Raw genomic sequence first — 18,041 nt, 5'->3', positions numbered from 1 at the left:
AAGCAATCGCTTGGTTTGTTAGAGACGACAGGTTCGTACCGACGACAGGAAGGTGCCATGGGCATCACCGCCACGACAGACGACTCCGGTATCACCACCGTGACCGTCGACTACCCCCCGGTGAACGCGATCCCGTCGAAGGGCTGGTTCGAACTCGCCGACGCCGTGCTCGAGGCGGGCAAGGATCCGCGCACGCACGTCGTGATCCTGCGAGCCGAGGGCCGCGGCTTCAATGCGGGCGTCGACATCAAGGAGATGCAGGCCACCGAGGGCTTCGACGCGCTGATCGCCGCGAACCGCGGCTGCGCGGCCGCCTTCGCCGCCGTCTACGACTGCGCCGTGCCGGTCGTCGTCGCGGTGAACGGCTTCTGCGTCGGCGGCGGCATCGGTCTCGTCGGCAATGCCGACGTCATCGTCGCGTCCGACGACGCGGTGTTCGGCCTGCCCGAGGTGGACCGGGGCGCACTCGGCGCCGCGACGCACCTCGCGCGGCTCGTGCCGCAGCACATGATGCGCACGCTGTACTACACGGCGCAGAACGTCGACGCGCAGACTCTCGCGCACTACGGGTCGGTGTACCGCGTCGTACCGCGCAGCGAACTCGACGATGCCGCACGCGAGGTCGCCGCCAAGATCGCCGCGAAGGACCCGCGCATCATCCGCTGCGCGAAGGAAGCGATCAACGGCATCGACCCGGTCGACGTCAAGACCAGTTACCGGCTCGAGCAGGGATTCACATTCGAGCTCAACCTCGCCGGAGTCTCCGACGAGCACCGCGACGAGTTCACCCGCACCGGCAAGGCTCTCGCGAACGAGAAGAAGGACTGAAGTGGTGGCCGAAAAACGGGACAAGACGACAACTCTCGACGCCGCGATCGGCGAGCTGCGCAGCGGCATGACGATCGGCATCGGCGGCTGGGGCTCGCGCCGCAAGCCGATGGCGCTCGTGCGCGCTCTGCTGCGCTCGGACGTCACCGACCTCACGGTCGTCAGCTACGGCGGCCCCGATCTGGGTCTGCTGTGTTCCGCGGGCAAGGTCCGCAAGGCGTACTACGGCTTCGTGTCGCTCGACTCGGCGCCGTTCTACGACCCGTGGTTCGCGCACGCCCGCACGACGGGCTCGATCGAGGCCCGCGAGATGGACGAGGGCATGGTCAAGTGCGGCCTCGAGGCCGCGGCCGCCCGCCTGCCGTTCCTGCCGATCCGCGCCGGTCTCGGCTCGGACGTGCTGTCGTTCTGGGGCGACGAGCTGAAGACCGTCACCTCGCCGTACCCGGGCCCCGGCGGCAAGACGGAAACCCTCGTGGCGATGCCCGCGCTCGAACTCGACGCCGCCCTGGTGCATCTCGACCTCGGGGACCGCCACGGCAATGCCGCGTACACCGGCATCGACCCCTACTTCGACGACCTGTACTGCGCGGCCGCGCACAAGCGCATCGTGTCGGTCGAACGCGTCGTCGACACCGAAGAGCTCGTCAAGACCGTTCCGGTGCAGAACCTGCTGCTCAACCGGATGATGGTCGACACCGTCGTCGAGGCGCCGAACGGAGCACACTTCACGTTCGCCGGTGAGTACGGCCGCGACGAGAAGTTCCAGCGCCACTACGCCGAATCGGCGAAGGACCCCGAGGCATGGAAGGCGTTCGTCGCCACCTACCTGTCGGGCGACGAGAAGGACTACCAGGCCGCAGTCACGGCCTTCGCGGAAGGAAAGCAGGCATGAGCGACGTCACCCGCGCGGAATACTGTGCCGTCGCATGCGCCGAGATCTTCTCGGGCGCAGGCGAGATCATGGCCAGCCCGATGGCCACTCTTCCCCTCATCGGGGCACGGCTCGCACGTCTCACCACCGAACCCGATCTGCTCGTCACCGACGGCGAGGCGCTCCTCTTCGAGGACACTCCCCCGCTCGGCGCGAAGGCCTCGATCGAGGGCTGGATGCCGTTCCGCAAGGTGTTCGACGTCGTCGCGTCGGGCCGCAGGCACGTCGTGATGGGCGCCAACCAGATCGACCGGCACGGCAACCAGAATCTCTCCGCGTTCGGCCCGCTGCAGCACCCGACCCGCCAGATGTTCGGCGTCCGTGGTGCACCGGGCAACACGATCAACCACGCCACGAGTTACTGGGTCGGCAAGCACTCCACGCGGGTGTTCTGCGACAAGGTCGACATCGTGTCCGGCATCGGCTACGACAAGGTCGATCCGGACAACCCGGCCTATCGGTTCTTCGAATTGCCCCGCGTCGTCACCAATCTCGGCGTGTTCGACTTCGAGGGTCCCGACCACACCTTCCGCGCGCGCACACTGCATCCGGGCGTGACGGCCGACGACGTCGCCGCGAACACGTCGTTCGAGGTCGCCGGCCTCGCCGACGCGGGCGTCACGCGCGATCCGTCGGGCGAGGAGCTGCAGCTCATCCGCGAGGTGCTCGACCCGAAGAACCTGCGCGACCGCGAGGTGGCGGCGTGACCGCGGCGCTGCGCACCCCGCTCACCGAACTGGTGGGCATCGAGCATCCCGTCGTCCAGACCGGTATGGGCTGGGTCGCCGGGCCGCGGCTCGTCGCAGGCACGTCCAATGCGGGCGGCCTCGGCATCCTCGCGTCGGCCACCATGACCTACGACGAGCTGGTCGCCGCGATCGCGAAGACCAAGTCGCTCACCGACAAACCGTTCGGCGTCAACATCCGTGCCGACGCGACCGACGCGGGCGAGCGCATCGACCTGCTCATCCGCGAGAAGGTTCGGGTCGCGTCGTTCGCCCTCGCGCCGAAGCAGGAGCTCATCGCGAAGCTCAAGGACAACGGCGTCGTCGTGGTGCCGTCGATCGGCGCCGCGAAGCATGCCGTCAAGGTCGCGTCGTGGGGCGCCGACGCCGTCATCGTGCAGGGCGGCGAGGGCGGCGGCCACACCGGGGCCGTCGCCACGACCCTGCTGCTGCCGTCCGTCCTCGACGCGGTCGACATCCCGGTCGTCGCCGCGGGCGGGTTCTACGACGGCCGCGGCCTCGCCGCCGCACTCGCGTACGGCGCCGCGGGGGTCGCGATGGGCACGCGCTTCCTGTTGACACAGGAGTCGCAGGTACCCGATTCGGTCAAGCAGCAGTACCTTTCGCGGGGACTGCAGGACACGACGGTCTCGCGCAAGGTCGACGGCATGCCGCACCGCGTGCTCAACACCGAGCTCGTCGACTCGCTCGAGAACTCCGGCAACCTGCGCGGCCTCGTCGCCGCGGCGCGCAATGCGTCGAAGTTCAAGGCGATGACCGGTATGAAGTGGTCGACCCTCGTGCGCGACGGCCTCGCTATGAAGAAGTCGAGCGACCGCACGTGGCAGCAGATCATCATGGCTGCCAACACCCCGATGCTGCTCAAGGCCGGCCTGGTCGAGGGGAACACGCAGGCGGGCGTACTGGCGTCGGGACAGGTGGTCGGCATGCTGGACGACCTGCCGACCTGTGCCGAGCTGATCGACGGCGTGGTCACGGACGCCATCAAGCACATCGACGCCTTGGCGGCCTACCGGGCCTGAGTACATACGTGACATCGCCGGCCGCAGCCTCCTCGGGCTGCGGCCGGCGATGTCGTGTACGGGAATCGCTATGCGTGCACGGCTTCCTCGTCGCGCGACGCGCGCTCGTCCTTGCCGTCCTCGTCGCCGGTCGCGCGTGCGGCCGGGATGAAGGTGGCGATCACGAGGGCCGCCAGTGCCACACCGGCACCGATCGCGAGACCGGTCCGGAAGCCGCTCTCGGCGGTCACGTCGACGCCGCCGAGCGACATGGTCATCTGCGCGAGCACCGTGCCGATCACGGCCGCGCCGATCGATGTGCCGAGCGAGCGCATCAGGGTGTTGAAGCCGTTGGCGGCCGCAGTTTCCGAGCGGGGAACCGAGCCCATGATCAGCGCGGGCATGGCCCCGTACGCGAGGCCGACGCCACTGTTGATCACCATGAGCGCGAGCATCAGACCCCACGCGGTGCCGAACAGGGCGAGTGACAGCCCGTAGCCGATCGCGATCACGACGACACCGCACATGAGCGTGAACTTCGGTCCGCGCGCGTCGGTGAGCTTGCCGCCGAGCGGCGAGACGAGCATCATCATGAACCCGCCGGGCAGCATCCACAGGCCTGCGGCGATCATCGACTGGCCGAGACCGAAACCGGTCGCCTCCGGGAACTGCAACACCTGCGGGATGACGAGCATGCTGGCGTACATTCCGACGCCGACGAAGATCGAGGCGACATTCGTGATCAGCACCCGCGGGCGGGCGGTCGTGCGCAGGTCGATCAGCGGCTCACGGGTGCGCAACTCCCACACTCCCCACGCGAGCAGTGCGACGATCGCAAGCGCGGACAGCCCCAGCGTCGTGCCGGACGTCCAGCCCCATTCGGCGCCCTTCGACACCGCGAGCAGGCCACTCACGAGGCCGACACCGAGACCGACGGCGCCGGGCGCGTCGAAACGCTGGCCCTTCGCGGCGGGCGGCACGTCGGGCACGAGGAACCAGACGAGGGCGGCGATCGCCACGGCGAGCACGGCCGACCCCCAGAAGAGCACTCGCCAGTTCGCGTACTCGGCGACTGCGGCCGCGAGTGGCAGGCCGATGCCTCCGCCGATGCCCATCGACGCGCTCACCAGGGCGATCGAGGAGCTCAGCTTGTGCGCCGGGACGGCGTCGCGCAGTAGTGCGATGCCGAGCGGCACCATGCCCATACCGACGCCTTGCAGGCCGCGTCCGAGAATCATCGGCACGACGCTCGACGACAGCGCACACACGATCGAGCCGACCGCGAGCGGTACCGCGCACGCGAGCAGCATGCGCCGCTTGCCGAGCAGGTCGCCCAGGCGACCGGTGACCGGTACGCACACCGCCGCAACGAGCAGCGTGACGGTCACGACCCATGCGGAGTTGGACGGCGTCGTGTCCAGAATCTGCGGTAGTTGCGGCAGCAGCGGCGTCACCAGTGTCTGCATGATCGCAGCGGTGGTGCCGGCGAAGGCGAGCGTGGCCACCACGCCGTTCGACCGATCGGTCGAGTGGCTCGCGCTCATGGCGGACTGATCCATGACGAAATCGGCTCCTTGTGACGTACTTCTCGGAAGGGGTGCCGGGACCGGCGGCGCTGCGGGTCCCGTGACACGTGAGTGGGCCGACTCGATGTGGTCAGCCGACGACTCGACGACGCTACGCCGGACTCGGGCGATAAGTCAACAACTGACGACTTCGGACAAAACGCCCTCGACCAGGCACCTCCGGTGTCCTCTAGACTGGCCGACAGCCGACGAGCGAGTGGAGGATCAGACCGCGATGAGCACCGACGCCGCCCCTCCCGCCCGTCGCCGCAACGCCGCCGCGACGCGTCAGGCACTCCTCGACGCGGCACGCACGCTCATCGCCGACCACGGCGCGGCCGCCACCAGCACCCGCGACATCGCCGCGGCGGCAGGCGTCAATCAAGCGCTGATCAACCGTTATTTCGGCTCGAAGGAGAATCTCTTCGTCGAGGCGGTACGCGTGGGCGATCCCGGAGTGTCCGATGCGATCGAGTCGACACCGCTCGACGACGTCCCGAACGAGGTGCTCCGCCTCGTCCTCGAGATCAGCACCACCGGGCGTAGCACCGTGGGGATGCTCACGGGAGTCGTCAACAACGAGACGATGAGTTCGGTGGTCAAGGACATGGTGGAGACGATCTTCACGTCTCGGCTCGCCGCCCGTCTGGACGGCCCCGACGCCGCGCTCCGCGCCGAACTGCTCAACGCCGTCGTCGTCGGCATTGCGCTCATGCGCGAGAAGATCGGCAGTCCCGCTATCGCGGACGCCGACGTCGACACTCTCGCGGACTACGTCACGCGGATGTGCGCGCCACTACTCGCCGACTCGTGAGCACTCTACGAGTCCAGGTACGCCGAAATCACTCACGGCAGCGACGGCGTCACGGGTGGCCGAAGCACCATTGACCGGTGGTGAGGTCGGCCGCCACCGCCAGGCCCGCACACGTGGGCGGATCGGTGGCGTCGTGGCCGTCGGCGGTGCGGGCGGTGCCACCGGGCCCGGCCACCGCGAAGCCGTTCGCGTCGACGTGCCGGGCCGAGGCCACGGCGTCCGGTCCGACTGCGAGCGCGCTCTGGTGCGCGTCACCGAAGGCATAGCCCTCTGCGTTCCCGCCGAACAGAGCATGCGCGTCGGCTGTTCCGGAAGAGTTCGCGGTACTGATGGATTCGCCTCCCCACGCCGCGGTCGAGAGGCTCGCGCCGTCCACGATGCTTCCGCTGTTCGCCCTGCCACCGAATGCGGCGAACGAGTCCGAGGCCCGGTTGCCGTAACTCCCGGTGCTGATCGCCTCCCCGCCGAGGGCCGCATACGCAGCCGCCGCGCTCCCCTTCATCGAACCGCTGGTGGCCGTGCCGTCGAAAAGCCCGTGTGCGACGGCCGAACTGTCGGCGACCGCATCCGACCTCGCGTCGCCGAACGTGCCGTAGGCGTCGGCGGTCGACCCGGTGTCCGTGGCGGCCGAACACGCCGACGTCTCGGAGCGGTTCACGACCGTCGCGTCCCCCGTGGCATGGCACTGCACGGGATTCGCCGACGCGACGGCGGGCGACAGGAGCCCCACCGCGAGGACGCCGCCGACTCCGGCAAGACACGTCGCTGCCCACTTCACGACCATCGTCGAACCCTCCACTCACACTCGAACGTCCTGATCCGAGTGTGGTCCGCCCGGTGCGACGAGCGCACAGATTTCCGGGAATCGGGCACGTCACGACTCGTGAGCACTCTACGAGTCCAGGTACGCCGAAATCACTCACGGAGGGTGGGCGTTCAGGCGCGCGCGGCCTCGCGGGCCCGCACCTCCGGGCGCCGCAGCGGCGGCACCGACTTCGGCGGCTGCCGACGCGCGGGGAGCGCGTCCAGCAGCCGCGTCGTGGTGGCCGCGACCTCGGCGACCGCGATCTCGAAGGCCTCGCGGTTGGCGTCGGACAGCTTGTGGATTCCGCTCACCTTGCGGACGTACTGACGTGCCGCCGCCGCGATCTCCTCGTCGGTGGCCGCAGGCTCGAGTCCACGCAGTTCGGTGATGTTTCGGCACATATCTCCACGCTAGCCCGCTTGCGCCGCCTCACGCTCGATGCGCGGGAATTCGGCGCCCATCGCCTCCGCGAGCGCATGCGCACCCGACAGTGGGCGCACCATCACGGTGAACCGGTCGATCAGGCCGTTCTCGTCGAAATGCAGGAAGTCGCACCCCTCGACGGCCTTGTCGCCGACGCGCGCCTCGAACACGAGCGCGTGGTCGGCGCCCGATCCGATCTCCCGCACGTAGTGGAAGTCCTCGAACACACGCAGAACGGCCCGCAGGATCGCCGCCGTGATCGCCTTGCCCGGATAGGGCTTGAACGCGATCGGGCTCGTGAACACCACGTCGTCGGCGAGCAGAGCTTCGATCGCCTCGGTGTCGCGGGCCTCGACGGCGCTGCGGAACGGGTTCATGGTGTCTCCCTCTCGTCGCGTTGATCGGCGCACACTGCCACGCGGGTGAGTAGATCAGACCCGCTCGATGATCGTGACGTTCGCGGTGCCGCCACCCTCGCAGATCGTCTGCAGGCCCCAGCGGCCGCCGGTGCGCTCGAGCTCGTTGACGAGTGTCGCCATGAGCTTGGTGCCGGTGGCGCCGAGCGGGTGACCGAGCGCGATCGCGCCGCCGTTGACGTTGACCTTCGCGGGATCGGCACCGATCTCCTTGATCCACGCGAGCACGACGGGCGCGAACGCCTCGTTGATCTCGACCAGGTCGATGTCGTCGATGCTCAGGCCGGTGCGCTCGAGCGCGTGCTGCGTCGCCGGGATCGGCGCGCTGAGCATGAAGATCGGGTCGTCGCCCCGCGCGCTGAGGTGGTGGATGCGGGCCCGCGGCGTGAGACCGTACTTCTCGACGGCGTCGCCCGACGCGAGCATGACGGCACTCGCGCCGTCCGAGATCTGGCTCGCGACGGCAGCGGTGAGTCGCCCACCTTCGACGAGCGGCTGCAGCGCCGCCATCTTCTCGAGGCTCGTCTCGCGCGGGCCCTCGTCGACCGCGCAGTCGCCGACCGGCACGATCTCACGGTCGAACCGGCCCTCCGCGATCGCGGTCTTGGCACGCTCGTGGCTCTGCAATGCCCAGTGCTCGAGGTCCTCGCGACTCAGGTCCCACTTCTCCGCGATCAGCTCGGCACCGCGGAACTGCGACACCTCCTGGTCGCCGTACCGCTCGGTCCAACCGACCGAACCCGATGTGGGCGTGTCGAATCCGTACTCCTTGCCGACGATCATCGCCGCCGAGATGGGAATGCGGCTCATGTTCTGCACGCCGCCGGTCAGGATCACCTCGGCGGTGCCGGACAGGATCGCCTGCGCGCCGAAGTGCACGGCCTGCTGACTCGACCCGCACTGCCGGTCCACCGTCACGCCGGGCACCGCCTCGGGGAAACCGGCTGCGAGCCAGGCCATGCGGGCGATGTTGCCTGCCTGGCCGCCGATCGCGTCGACGCAGCCGAACACGACGTCGTCGACGTTCTCCGGGCTGATACCGGTGCGGCGCACGATCTCCTTGACGACGTGCGCGCCGAGATCGATCGGGTGGATCGGCGACAGGCCGCCGTTCTTCTTGCCGATGGGTGTACGGACGGCGTCGACGATGTAGACCTCGCGGGCCATGTGCTCTCCTCGAGTGTGGGGTGCGCTCGGCCGAGCGCACCGGTGGACGGTCACGGACTGGCGAGTCCGTCGAGAACTATCGAAAGGTATTGCTTGGCAACGGTGTCTGCGGTGAGAGTGCCACCGGGCCGGTACCAACGGACGGCCACCCACACGGTGTCGCGCAGGAAGCGGAACACGAGTTCGACGTCGGTGTCGGCACGGAAGGTGCCGTCGGCGATGCCGCGCGTGAGCACTCCCTCCCACAACGTGCGGAACTCGGTGTTGTACTCGCGCAGGTACGCGAACCGGTCGTTGTCGAGGAGGTGCTTGACCTCGTCCTGGTAGATCGCCACCGCCGCGTGCGACGAATCGATCGCCTCGTACGAACTCGTCACGAGCGCTTCCAGCGTGGTGCGCGCGTCGAGTTCGGACGCGACGATCTCGCGGTACCGCCCGAACAGCTCGCCCAGGAAGCTGCGCAGGATCTCGTCGACCATCGACTCCTTCGAGTCGAAATGGTGGTACAGACTGCCGGACAGGATGCCGGCGGCGTCGGCGATGTCCCGAACGGTGGTGGCGCGCACCCCACGCTCGGCGAACAGCGTCGCCGCGATGGCGAGCAGCTCGGCCCTACGGGCGCCCTTACCTGCGTCTTCGCGAGCTGGAGTCATCAGATGATCCTATCGACCGGGTACACGCGCTCACGCACGCTGCGACGAGATGGACACCACCTCGCCGGTGAGATAAGTCGAGTAGTCGCTCGCGAGCATCGCGATCGTCGCGGCGATCTCCCACACCTCGGCCGCGCGGCCGAATGCCTCGCGCGACGCGAGCTGGTCGAGCAGATCCTCGCTCGTGACCTTCGCCAGGAATGCGTGCCGCGCGATCGACGGCGCGACGGCGTTGATGCGGACGCCGTACTCTGCGGCCTCGATCGCGCTGCACCGGGTGAGTGCCATGACGCCGGCCTTGGCGGCCGCGTAGTGCGCCTGCGAGTGCTGCGCGCGCCACCCGAGCACCGATGCGTTGTTGACGAGGATGCCGCCGTGCCCGGCGTCGCGGAAGTGCCGCAGCGCCGCGCGCGTCGCGCGGAAGGTGCCGTTCAGGGTGATGTCGAGGACGCGATCCCACTCGTCGTCGGTCATGTCGACGAGCGGCGTCTCGCCGCCGAGGCCCGCATTGTTGACGAGCACGTCGATGCGCCCGAGCGCGGCAGCGGCACCGGTGATCAGCTCGTCGACCTGCGCGGTCTTCGATACATCGCACGCGAGTGCCTCGACCTTGCGGTCGGGGAACTCTGCGGCGAGCCTCTCGCGGGTCTCGCCGAGGCGGCGTTCGTGCCAGTCGGAGACGAGGACGTCGGCGCCCTCGAGCAGCGCGCGGCGCGCGGTCGCGTACCCGATGCCCGTGCCTGCCGCTGCGGTGACGACGACCTTCTTGTCGCCCAGCAGGTTGTGGCCGGGGGTTTCCTCGGGCGGGGTGGCCAGCGGGGACAGGTGCGGGGAACTCATGCTTTCGCCTCTCGCGGTAGTCCGAGCACTCGCTCGGAGATGATGTTGCGCTGGATCTCGTTGGATCCGCCGTAGATGGTGTCGGCACGGGTGAAGAGGAACAGCCGCTGCCACTCGTCGAGTTCGAGATGTTCCGGGTCGGTGAGATCGGATGCGGCACCGGCGTGATCGTGCTCGGGAGCAAGCAGTGACGACGCGCCGCGCACGTCGACCGCGAGCTGCCCCAGATCGCGATGCCAGTTGGCCCACAACAGTTTCGCGACGGACGCCTCGCCGCCCGACGCGCCGGCGTCGACCGCGCCGAGGGTGCGCAGCGCGTGCGCGCGGATCACGCGGAGCCCGATGTAGGCGCGCGCGATGCGCTCACGGATCGCGGGATCGCGATCGGTGCCGTGTGCGCGGGCTTGCGCGACGACGCCGTCGAGTTCGCGCGCGAAGCCGATCTGCTGGCCGAGCGTCGAGACGCCGCGCTCGAAGGTCAACAGACCCATCGCGACCTTCCACCCCTCGCCCGGCTCGCCGACCACCAGATCCGCATCGGTGACGGCGTCGTCGAAGAACACCTCGTTGAACTCCGAGGTGCCGGTGAGCTGCTGGATCGGGCGCACCGTGACGCCCGGCTGGTCGAGCGGGACGAGCAGGAAACTCAAGCCCTGATGACGCTTGGACCCCGGCTCGGTGCGGGCGACGACGAAGGCCCACTGCGCGACATGCGCGAGCGAGGTCCAGATCTTCTGCCCGTTGATGATCCACTTGCCGTCCTCGAGCCGCGCCGTCGTGGAGACGTTGGCGAGGTCGGAGCCGGCGCCGGGCTCGGAGTACCCCTGCGCCCACAGTTCGGTGACGTTCTTGATGCCGGGCAGGAAGCGCTGCTTCTGCGCCTCGGTGCCGAACGCGATGAGCGTCGGGCCGAGCAACTCCTCGCCCACGTGACTGACCCGCGCGGGCGCGGCCGCCTTCGCGTACTCCTCGTGGAATGCGACGTGCTGCGCGATCGAGACGCCGCGGCCGCCGTACTGCTCGGGCCACCCGAGGCACGTCCATCCCGCCGCGGCGAGGTGACGGTCCCATTCGAGCCGCTCGTCGAAGAATTCGTGCTCGCTGCCGGGGCCACCCTTGCCCCGCAGGTGTGCGAAACGGCCGGTGAGGTTGCCCTCCAGCCACCCGCGTACCGACTCGGCGAATGCGGTGTCGGTAATCCGTTCGTCTCGGCTCTCGCTCAGATCCACGTTCGTACGATAACCTACCAAGCACTTGCTAGGTAGTAGGGAGCGAAGTGACCGAGAAACCGAGAACCACCCCCGCAGCGCTCGTCCGCGCCGCGGACCTCTACGCCGACCGCATCGCAGTGGCCGACGGCGACACCCGCTTGACCTTCGCACAGTTGCACGCCCGTGCCCGCGATTTCGCGGCCGCCGCGATCGCACGCGGACTCGAGCCGGGCGGGCGCGTCGCGATCTGGTCGCCCAACACGTATCACTGGATCGTCGCGCTGCTCGGCACGCACTACGCCGGTGGCGTCGTCGTGCCGATCAACACGCGCTACACCGGCACGGAGGCGCACGACATCGTCGAACGCGTCGACGCGCAGGTACTCGTCGTGGCCGGCAACTTCCTGCGGGCCGACCGCTACGCGCAGCTGCGCGAGGTCGCACCGGATCTGCACATCCCCACCGTCGTGCGTGTGCCGGTCGACGGTGGCGACGAGCCGACCGAGGGCGTGCTCGACTTCGACGACTTCACCGCGCTCGCCGACGACGACACCCGTGCCCGCGCCGACGAGCGCGCCCGGGCGGTCTCGGCCGAGGACATCGCGGACATCCTGTTCACGTCGGGCACCACGGGACGCAGCAAGGGCGTGCTCACCGCGCAGCGGCAGACCGTCGACATCGCGGACTCGTGGGCCGACTGCGCCGAGGTCGTGTCCGACGACAACTATCTGATCATCAACCCGTTCTTCCACACCTTCGGCTACAAGGCCGGCATCGTGGTGTGCCTGCTGCGTGGCGCCACCGTCGTGCCGATGGCGGTCTTCGACGTGCCGTCGCTCATGTCGCACACCGAGGCCGAGCAGATCAGCATCCTCGCGGGGGCGCCCACGATCTTCCAGTCAATCCTCGACCACCCGGACCGGCCGAACCACGATCTGTCGAGCCTGCGCGTCGCGATCACCGGTGCGGCCGCCGTACCGGTGCGGCTCGTCGAGCGCATGCAGTCCGAACTCGGATTCGACGCCGTCATCACGGCATACGGCCAGACCGAGGCCGTCGTGGTCACGATGTGCCGCACCGACGACGACCCCGTCACGGTGTCGACGTCGTCGGGTCGCGCGACCGCGGGCTTCGAGGTCCGTATCGGCGAGCACGACGAGATCCTGGTTCGCGGCCCCAACGTCATGCTCGGCTACCTCGACGACCCCGAGGCCACCGCGAAGGCGATCGACACCGACGGCTGGTTGCACACCGGCGACGTCGGCACGCTCGACGAGCGCGGCTATCTCGACATCACCGACCGGCTCAAGGACATGTACATCTCCGGCGGGTTCAACGTGTATCCCGCCGAGATCGAGAACGAACTCGCGCGGCTCGACGCGGTCGCCGAATCGGCCGTCATCGGCGTGCCCGACGAACGCATGGGCGAGATGGGCCGGGCGTTCATCGTGGTCAAGCAGGGGCAGGCCGTCACGGAAGAGGACGTCATCGCGTTCTGCCGGCAGCGCCTCGCGAAGTTCAAGGTGCCGAGCTCGGTGCGGTTCGTCGAATCGCTGCCCCGTAATCCGTCCGGAAAAGTACTCAAGAACGTTCTGCGTGAGGAGAAGTCGTGACCATCCCCTACGAGCCCGATGTCGTCACCTACGAGGTGCGCGACTCGGTCGCCGTCGTGACGCTCAACCGTCCCGACTACCGCAACGCGCAGAACTCGGTCATGACGTACGCACTCGACGCCGCATTCGAGCGGGCCGTCGAGGACGACGACGTCAGGGTGATCGTGCTGGCGGCCAACGGAAAACATTTCAGCGCGGGCCACGACATCGGCACACCGGGCCGCGACCACCACGTGCACTACGACAACAAGGCCGTGATGTGGTGGGACCACGTCGACAAGCAGGGCGGCGACCAGCGCTTCGCGCGCGAGATGGAGGTGTACCTCGGGATGTGCCGCCGCTGGCGCGAGATCCCGAAGCCCACGATCGCGATGGTGCAGGGCGCATGCATCGCGGGCGGCCTCATGCTCGCGTGGGTGTGCGACATGATCGTCGCGTCCGACGACGCCTTCTTCTCGGACCCCGTGGTGCGCATGGGCATTCCCGGCGTCGAGTACTTCGCGCACCCGTGGATGGTCGGGCCGCGGTTCGCGAAGGAGATGCTGTTCACGGGCGACCGGTTCGGCGCGCAGCGCGCGTACGAGGTGGGCATGGTCAACCGCGTCGTACCGCGCGACGACCTCGAGAAGGAGACCTTCGAGATCGCCGAGCGCGTCGCGAAGATGCCACGCCTGGGCCTCGCGCTCACCAAGAAGGCCGTCAACCAGTCCGAGGATCTGATGGGTATGCGTTCGGGCATGGACTCGGTGTTCGGCCTGCACCATTTCGCGCACGCACACAATGCCGAGGTCGGTACGGATTCACTGGGTGGCCAGGATGCCAAGTCCATGGCTGCAAGCGGCAAGTCGTCCGCAGAAGGAGCGAAGTAACAGTGGACCTGTCACTGGACGAACATACCCTCGCCTTCCGCGACGAGGTGCGGGCCTTCCTGAAGGAGAACGTGCCCGCCACCCCGCTGCCGTCGATGGACACCGCGGAAGGGTTCGAAGCGCACCGCGAATGGGAGCGCACGCTCGCGGGCGCGAAGCTGTCGGTCGTGTCGTGGCCCGAAGACCTCGGCGGCCGCGACGCGTCGCTACTGCAGTGGGTCGTGTTCGAGGAGGAGTACTACCGGGCGGGTGCCCCGGGACGGGTGAGCCAGAACGGCATCTTCCTGTTGGCGCCCACCCTGTTCGAGCACGCGAACGCCGAGCAGCTCGCCCGCATCATGCCGCGGATGGCACGCGCCGACGACATCTGGGCGCAGGCATGGTCGGAGCCCGAGTCGGGCAGCGACCTCGCGAGCCTGCGCTCGACCGCGAAGCGCGTCGACGGCGGGTGGGTGCTCAACGGGCAGAAGACGTGGAGTTCGCGGGCGAGCTTCGCCGACTGGGGGTTCGGGCTGTTCCGATCCAACCCGGAGGCACCCCGGCACAAGGGCATCACCTACTTCATGTTCGACCTGCGCTCGCCGGGCGTCACGATCCGGCCGATCGACCAGCTCGACGGCGAGCCCGGCTTCGCCGAGATCTTCCTCGAAGACGTGTTCGTGCCGGACGATCCGGCCGAACCGGGGGCATCCGGCGTCATCGGCACGGTCGACGAGGGCTGGCGCGTCGCGATGAGCACCGCGAGCAACGAGCGTGGCCTGTCGCTGCGCAGCCCCGGCCGCTTCCTCGCGACCGTCGACCGACTCGTCGCGGCCTACCGCGAGACCGCGGGCCGCGACGACGAGGTGCGCACCGACACCGCGCTGCGGGCCCGGATCGCCGATGCCTGGATCGGCGCTCGGGCATACCAGCTGAGCACATTCGGCACCGTCACCCGCCTCGCCGACGGCGGGCAGTTGGGCGCCGAGTCGTCGATCAACAAGGTCTTCTGGTCCGAGTGGGACATCGCGACGCACGAGACCGCACTCGACCTGCTCGGTCCCGAGGCCGAGCTCGCCGGACCGTGGACCGACGGCTACCTGTTCTCGTTGTCCGGCCCGATCTATGCAGGCACCAACGAGATCCAGAAGAACGTGATCGCCGAGCGCCTGCTCGGCCTACCGAAGGCGGACCGATGAGATTCACCCTCGACGACGACCATCGCGACTTCGCGGCGAGCATCGACGCCCTGCTCGCGAAGTCCGACCTGCCGGCCGTCGCCCGCGCGTGGGCCGCGGGCGACACCGCCCCCGGGCGGGCGGTGTGGAGCAGGCTCGCCGACACCGGTGTCACCGCACTGTTGATCTCGGAGGAGAACGGCGGAATGGGCGCCGACGCCGTCGACATGGTCGTCGCCGTCGAGCAACTCGGCAGGCACGCGATGCCCGGCCCGGTCGCCGACACCGTCGCGGTCGCACCGGCACTGCTCGCGTCGGCGGCTGCCGACCGGCTCGCCTCGCTCGCGGAAGGCTCCCTCGCGACCGTCGCCGCGCCCCCGCGCGTGCCGTTCGCGGTCGACGCAGACACCGCGGACCTCGTCCTCGTCGCGGGCGACGGCTCCGTGTCGACAGCGTCCTACGGCGCCCCCGAAGCTTCCGTCGACCCTGCGCGGCGGCTGTTCCGCGCGACCGTCGACGCGTCCCTCGGCACGGCCGACACCGACGCGGCGTTCGACCTCGGCGCACTCGCCACCGCCGCGCAGTTGCAGGGCCTCGGCACGCACCTGCTCGAGGCGACCACCGACTATGCGAAACAGCGCAAGCAGTTCGGCAAGGTCATCGGCCAGTTCCAGGCGATCAAGCACCACCTCGCCGAGGTCGCGGTCGCGCTCGAGATGGCCCGCCCGTTGCTGCACGGCGCGGCGCTCGCGGTGCGCGACGGCGACCGCGACGCGTCGCGGGACGTGTCCGCCGCGAAGGTCGCGTGCGGCGACGCCGCGTACCGGGCCGCGCGCGTCGGACTGCAGGTGCACGGCGCGATCGGCTACACCCAGGAGCACGATCTGTCGTTGTGGCTCACCAAGGTTCGCGCCCTCGTCACCGCATGGGGCACGCCCGCATGGCACCGCGAACGCGTCGCCGTGGCGGTCGCGTCGTGAGCGTCGGGACGGCCGAGCGCGCATCGTTCGGCGAAACCGAGGAACAGGCGGCACTGCGCGCCTCGGTCCGGGACCTGCTCACGAAGCACTCCGACTCGGCAGCGGTGCGCCGCGCCACCACCACCGACACCGGCTACGACGCCGACGTGTGGTCGAAGCTGTGCGAGCAGATCGGCGTCGCAGCCCTCGCAGTCCCGGAGGAGTACGACGGCGTCGGGGCAGGAATCGCGGAATTGCACGTCGTGCAGGAGGAGCTCGGCAGGCGGCTCACCCCGTCGCCGATGCTCGGTTCGGCGGTACTCGGCACGTTCGCGCTGTTGTCGTCGGACGACGCCGACGCGTGCGCGCGGCTGTTGCCGTCGGCGGCCGCGGGTACGTCGACCCTCGCCGTGTGCTGGGCCGACGCGCACGGCTGGACCGGATTCGGCGTCGAGAGCAGTGCAGACACGCTGACCGGCACGGCGCACTTCGTGCTGGGCGGCGACGTCGCGGACGTTCTGCTGGTGCTCACCCACGACGGGTTGTACGAGGTCGATCCCACCGCCGAAGGCGTCACCCGCCGACGCGTCCCGTCGATGGATCCGACGCGTGCACTTTCCGAGGTCTCGTTCGCGTCCGTGCCCGGCACGCGGATCGCGGCGCCCGCGGACCTCGCCGACCGGCTGCGCACCCACGCGCTCGTCGCGCTGTCCGCCGAACAGGTGGGTGCCGCGGCAGCACTGCTCGAGCAGACCGTCGACTACACCAAGTCGCGCAAGCAGTTCGGCCGCGTGATCGGGTCGTTCCAGGCGCTCAAGCACCGCATGGCCGACATGTATGCGCTCGTCGAGACCGCACGGTCGATGTCGTACGCGGCGGCGCAATCGGGTAGCGCCGAGGATGCCGCGATCGCGAAGGTGTACTGCTCGGAAGCGTTCGAGCAGGTGGCCGCCGAGGCGGTGCAATTGCACGGTGGCATCGCGATCACCTGGGAGCACGACGCGCAGCTGTACTTCAAGCGTGCCCACGGCAGCGCGCAGCTGTTCGGTGCGCCGAGCACCTACCTGCCGGAGCTCGCGGCGGCAGCAGGGCTGTAGCCGCACCCTCACTTGTCGTCCGCACCCCGATTCGCCCGGCGAGTCGGGGTGCGGACGCGTAATAGGGGTGCGGCTGTCAGCGCGAGGCGACGAGCTGTTCGAGGAAGTGCGCGACGCCGTCGTCGTCGTTCGACGGCAGCATGCGGTGCGCGAGCGCCGCGACCTCCGGCAGCGCGTTGGCGGGCGCGAGCGCGGTGCCCGCCCACTCGAGCATCGGGATGTCGTTGACGGCGTCGCCCGCAGCGGCGACCTGATCCACGCTGATGCCCTTGACGGCGCACAGTTCGGCGAGCGCCGCGGCCTTCGACACACCGCTCGCGGCCATCTCGATGTACGGCGCACCGGAATGCGTGACGGCGATTCCGGGCACCGCGGACGCGAGGACCATGCGGTACAGCTCGGCCGCGGGCACGTCCGGGTGACGCGCGACGATCTTGACCATCGGCTCCGCGATCGACGGCAGCGCGTCGGCCAGATCCATCTCGTGCGGGTGACGGTAGTGGTCGACGAACTCGCACAGCGCCGCATACCGCGGTTCGGCGACGAAGGACGTCGGCCCGACATTGGCGAACACGACGCCCGGCAGCACCTCCCGCACCGCTTTCATCGCCGCCGCGGCGGCCTCGATCTCGATGTCGACCGTGCCGGTGACGACCGGAGTGCCGTCGGCCAGGTCGAGCGCGACGGCCCCGTTCGCGCACACCGCGAGCCCACGGAAGCCGGCCGCGCACGCGAGGTCGCCCACGGAGTGCCGCGCGCGGGCCGTCGCCCACACGATCTCGATGCCTGCGTCACGCGCCGCCGCCATCGCCGCGGCCGTGCGGGACGAGACCGTGTGGTCCGAACGCAGCAGCGTGCCGTCGAGGTCGGTCGCAACGAGCAGGATGTCCTTCACGACCTGCATCGTGCCACGGCCGGCGTTGTCCCCGTTCACGGCGTACGT

19 protein-coding genes are annotated in these 18,041 nt (G+C 69.2%); 10 read left to right on the top strand and 9 right to left on the bottom strand.

Translation table 11 applies throughout. From position 1 onward, the window contains the following. The first annotated feature begins 57 nt into the window (after positions 1-57). Genes echA20 through ipdC form a run of 4 tightly spaced genes read left to right on the top strand, consistent with a single transcriptional unit; the run spans position 58 to position 3,530 of the window. Positions 58-828: a (7aS)-7a-methyl-1,5-dioxo-2,3,5,6,7,7a-hexahydro-1H-indene-carboxyl-CoA hydrolase gene (gene echA20 / locus HCA44_RS05390; protein ID WP_169647505.1), complete on the top strand. Its 771-nt coding sequence runs from the start codon at positions 58-60 to the stop codon at positions 826-828. Positions 829-832: 4 nt separating this feature from the next. Beyond that, positions 833-1,723, top strand: a complete 891-nt coding sequence (gene ipdA / locus HCA44_RS05385) for a cholesterol ring-cleaving hydrolase subunit IpdA (RefSeq protein ID WP_169647504.1) — start codon at positions 833-835, stop codon at positions 1,721-1,723. Beyond that, on the top strand, positions 1,720-2,469 hold the full coding sequence (gene ipdB / locus HCA44_RS05380) for a cholesterol ring-cleaving hydrolase subunit IpdB (protein ID WP_169647503.1): 750 nt from the start codon (positions 1,720-1,722) through the stop codon (positions 2,467-2,469). The genes ipdA and ipdB overlap by 4 nt, the downstream gene beginning before the upstream one ends. Beyond that, entirely contained in the window at positions 2,466-3,530 is a 1,065-nt protein-coding gene (gene ipdC, locus HCA44_RS05375; RefSeq protein WP_169647502.1) for a (3aS,4S,5R,7aS)-5-hydroxy-7a-methyl-1-oxo-octahydro-1H-indene-4-carboxyl-CoA dehydrogenase, read from the top strand. The genes ipdB and ipdC overlap by 4 nt, the downstream gene beginning before the upstream one ends. A gap of 68 nt (positions 3,531-3,598) precedes the next feature. Here ipdC and HCA44_RS05370 read toward each other — a convergent pair whose 3' ends face one another. Continuing rightward, positions 3,599-5,068, bottom strand: coding sequence for an MFS transporter (locus HCA44_RS05370; protein ID WP_240945313.1), 1,470 nt, complete (start codon positions 5,066-5,068; stop codon positions 3,599-3,601). 241 nt (positions 5,069-5,309) lie between these two features. Here HCA44_RS05370 and HCA44_RS05365 point away from each other — a divergent pair, with 241 nt between their 5' ends. Further along, complete coding sequence (locus tag HCA44_RS05365) at positions 5,310-5,888, top strand: TetR/AcrR family transcriptional regulator (RefSeq protein ID WP_169647501.1); 579 nt, start codon at positions 5,310-5,312, stop codon at positions 5,886-5,888. A gap of 49 nt (positions 5,889-5,937) precedes the next feature. On the opposite strand, the gene HCA44_RS05360 is transcribed toward HCA44_RS05365, so the two are convergent. The 7 genes from HCA44_RS05360 to HCA44_RS05330 all read right to left on the bottom strand — a co-directional run bounded on the left by HCA44_RS05360 (position 5,938) and on the right by HCA44_RS05330 (position 11,421). Next, positions 5,938-6,672, bottom strand: coding sequence for a DUF6764 family protein (locus HCA44_RS05360; protein WP_169647500.1), 735 nt, complete (start codon positions 6,670-6,672; stop codon positions 5,938-5,940). Between the two features lie 152 nt (positions 6,673-6,824). Beyond that, positions 6,825-7,094, bottom strand: a complete 270-nt coding sequence (locus tag HCA44_RS05355; protein ID WP_169647499.1) for a DUF2277 domain-containing protein — start codon at positions 7,092-7,094, stop codon at positions 6,825-6,827. A gap of 9 nt (positions 7,095-7,103) precedes the next feature. Continuing rightward, positions 7,104-7,493 carry a nuclear transport factor 2 family protein gene (locus HCA44_RS05350; RefSeq protein ID WP_169647498.1) on the bottom strand — a complete coding sequence of 130 codons (390 nt, stop codon included), beginning with the start codon at positions 7,491-7,493 and terminating at the stop codon, positions 7,104-7,106. Between the two features lie 54 nt (positions 7,494-7,547). Beyond that, positions 7,548-8,699, bottom strand: a complete 1,152-nt coding sequence (locus HCA44_RS05345; protein WP_169647497.1) for an acetyl-CoA C-acetyltransferase — start codon at positions 8,697-8,699, stop codon at positions 7,548-7,550. 50 nt (positions 8,700-8,749) lie between these two features. Continuing rightward, on the bottom strand, positions 8,750-9,352 hold the full coding sequence (locus HCA44_RS05340) for a TetR/AcrR family transcriptional regulator (RefSeq protein ID WP_169647496.1): 603 nt from the start codon (positions 9,350-9,352) through the stop codon (positions 8,750-8,752). 30 nt (positions 9,353-9,382) lie between these two features. Then, positions 9,383-10,192, bottom strand: coding sequence for an SDR family oxidoreductase (locus HCA44_RS05335; protein WP_169647495.1), 810 nt, complete (start codon positions 10,190-10,192; stop codon positions 9,383-9,385). After that, positions 10,189-11,421, bottom strand: coding sequence for an acyl-CoA dehydrogenase family protein (locus tag HCA44_RS05330; protein ID WP_169647494.1), 1,233 nt, complete (start codon positions 11,419-11,421; stop codon positions 10,189-10,191). Before HCA44_RS05330 ends, HCA44_RS05335 begins: the two co-directional genes overlap by 4 nt. A gap of 47 nt (positions 11,422-11,468) precedes the next feature. Between HCA44_RS05330 and fadD3 the strand changes: the two genes are divergently transcribed. The 5 genes from fadD3 to HCA44_RS05305 are packed head-to-tail and all read left to right on the top strand — an operon-like array spanning position 11,469 to position 17,098. Then, entirely contained in the window at positions 11,469-13,016 is a 1,548-nt protein-coding gene (gene fadD3, locus HCA44_RS05325; protein WP_169647493.1) for a 3-[(3aS,4S,7aS)-7a-methyl-1,5-dioxo-octahydro-1H-inden-4-yl]propanoyl:CoA ligase, read from the top strand. Beyond that, a complete protein-coding gene (locus HCA44_RS05320) occupies positions 13,013-13,885 on the top strand; it encodes an enoyl-CoA hydratase (RefSeq protein ID WP_169647492.1) in 873 nt (290 codons plus the stop codon). The genes fadD3 and HCA44_RS05320 overlap by 4 nt, the downstream gene beginning before the upstream one ends. A 2-nt stretch (positions 13,886-13,887) precedes the next feature. After that, a complete protein-coding gene (locus HCA44_RS05315; protein WP_169647491.1) occupies positions 13,888-15,063 on the top strand; it encodes an acyl-CoA dehydrogenase family protein in 1,176 nt (391 codons plus the stop codon). Then, complete coding sequence (locus tag HCA44_RS05310) at positions 15,060-16,022, top strand: acyl-CoA dehydrogenase family protein (RefSeq protein ID WP_169647490.1); 963 nt, start codon at positions 15,060-15,062, stop codon at positions 16,020-16,022. Before HCA44_RS05315 ends, HCA44_RS05310 begins: the two co-directional genes overlap by 4 nt. After that, on the top strand, positions 16,019-17,098 hold the full coding sequence (locus HCA44_RS05305) for an acyl-CoA dehydrogenase family protein (protein ID WP_346764587.1): 1,080 nt from the start codon (positions 16,019-16,021) through the stop codon (positions 17,096-17,098). Before HCA44_RS05310 ends, HCA44_RS05305 begins: the two co-directional genes overlap by 4 nt. Positions 17,099-17,174: 76 nt before the next feature. Here HCA44_RS05305 and HCA44_RS05300 read toward each other — a convergent pair whose 3' ends face one another. Further along, positions 17,175-17,993 carry an HAD-IIB family hydrolase gene (locus HCA44_RS05300; RefSeq protein ID WP_169647488.1) on the bottom strand — a complete coding sequence of 273 codons (819 nt, stop codon included), beginning with the start codon at positions 17,991-17,993 and terminating at the stop codon, positions 17,175-17,177. Positions 17,994-18,041 lie beyond the last annotated feature (48 nt).

Origin of the sequence: Rhodococcus sp. HNM0569 (assembly GCF_012726205.1) — a bacterium.
Taxonomy (GTDB): domain Bacteria; phylum Actinomycetota; class Actinomycetes; order Mycobacteriales; family Mycobacteriaceae; genus Rhodococcus_F.
The sequence above is the reverse complement of the archived record's forward strand: the minus strand, read 5'-3'. Positions and strand labels throughout refer to the sequence as shown.

Bases quoted from the DNA above. Each gene is read 5' to 3' on its own strand.
- HCA44_RS05355 (WP_169647499.1), bottom strand. From the start codon at position 7,094: ATGTGCCGAAACATCACCGAACTGCGTGGACTCGAGCCTGCGGCCACC.
- HCA44_RS05335 (WP_169647495.1), bottom strand. From the start codon at position 10,192: ATGAGTTCCCCGCACCTGTCCCCGCTGGCCACCCCGCCCGAGGAAACC.
- HCA44_RS05350 (WP_169647498.1), bottom strand. From the start codon at position 7,493: ATGAACCCGTTCCGCAGCGCCGTCGAGGCCCGCGACACCGAGGCGATC.
- HCA44_RS05360 (WP_169647500.1), bottom strand. From the start codon at position 6,672: ATGGTCGTGAAGTGGGCAGCGACGTGTCTTGCCGGAGTCGGCGGCGTC.
- echA20 (WP_169647505.1), top strand. From the start codon at position 58: ATGGGCATCACCGCCACGACAGACGACTCCGGTATCACCACCGTGACC.
- HCA44_RS05345 (WP_169647497.1), bottom strand. From the start codon at position 8,699: ATGGCCCGCGAGGTCTACATCGTCGACGCCGTCCGTACACCCATCGGC.
- HCA44_RS05310 (WP_169647490.1), top strand. From the start codon at position 15,060: ATGAGATTCACCCTCGACGACGACCATCGCGACTTCGCGGCGAGCATC.
- HCA44_RS05365 (WP_169647501.1), top strand. From the start codon at position 5,310: ATGAGCACCGACGCCGCCCCTCCCGCCCGTCGCCGCAACGCCGCCGCG.
- ipdB (WP_169647503.1), top strand. From the start codon at position 1,720: ATGAGCGACGTCACCCGCGCGGAATACTGTGCCGTCGCATGCGCCGAG.
- HCA44_RS05370 (WP_240945313.1), bottom strand. From the start codon at position 5,068: ATGGATCAGTCCGCCATGAGCGCGAGCCACTCGACCGATCGGTCGAAC.
- HCA44_RS05340 (WP_169647496.1), bottom strand. From the start codon at position 9,352: ATGACTCCAGCTCGCGAAGACGCAGGTAAGGGCGCCCGTAGGGCCGAG.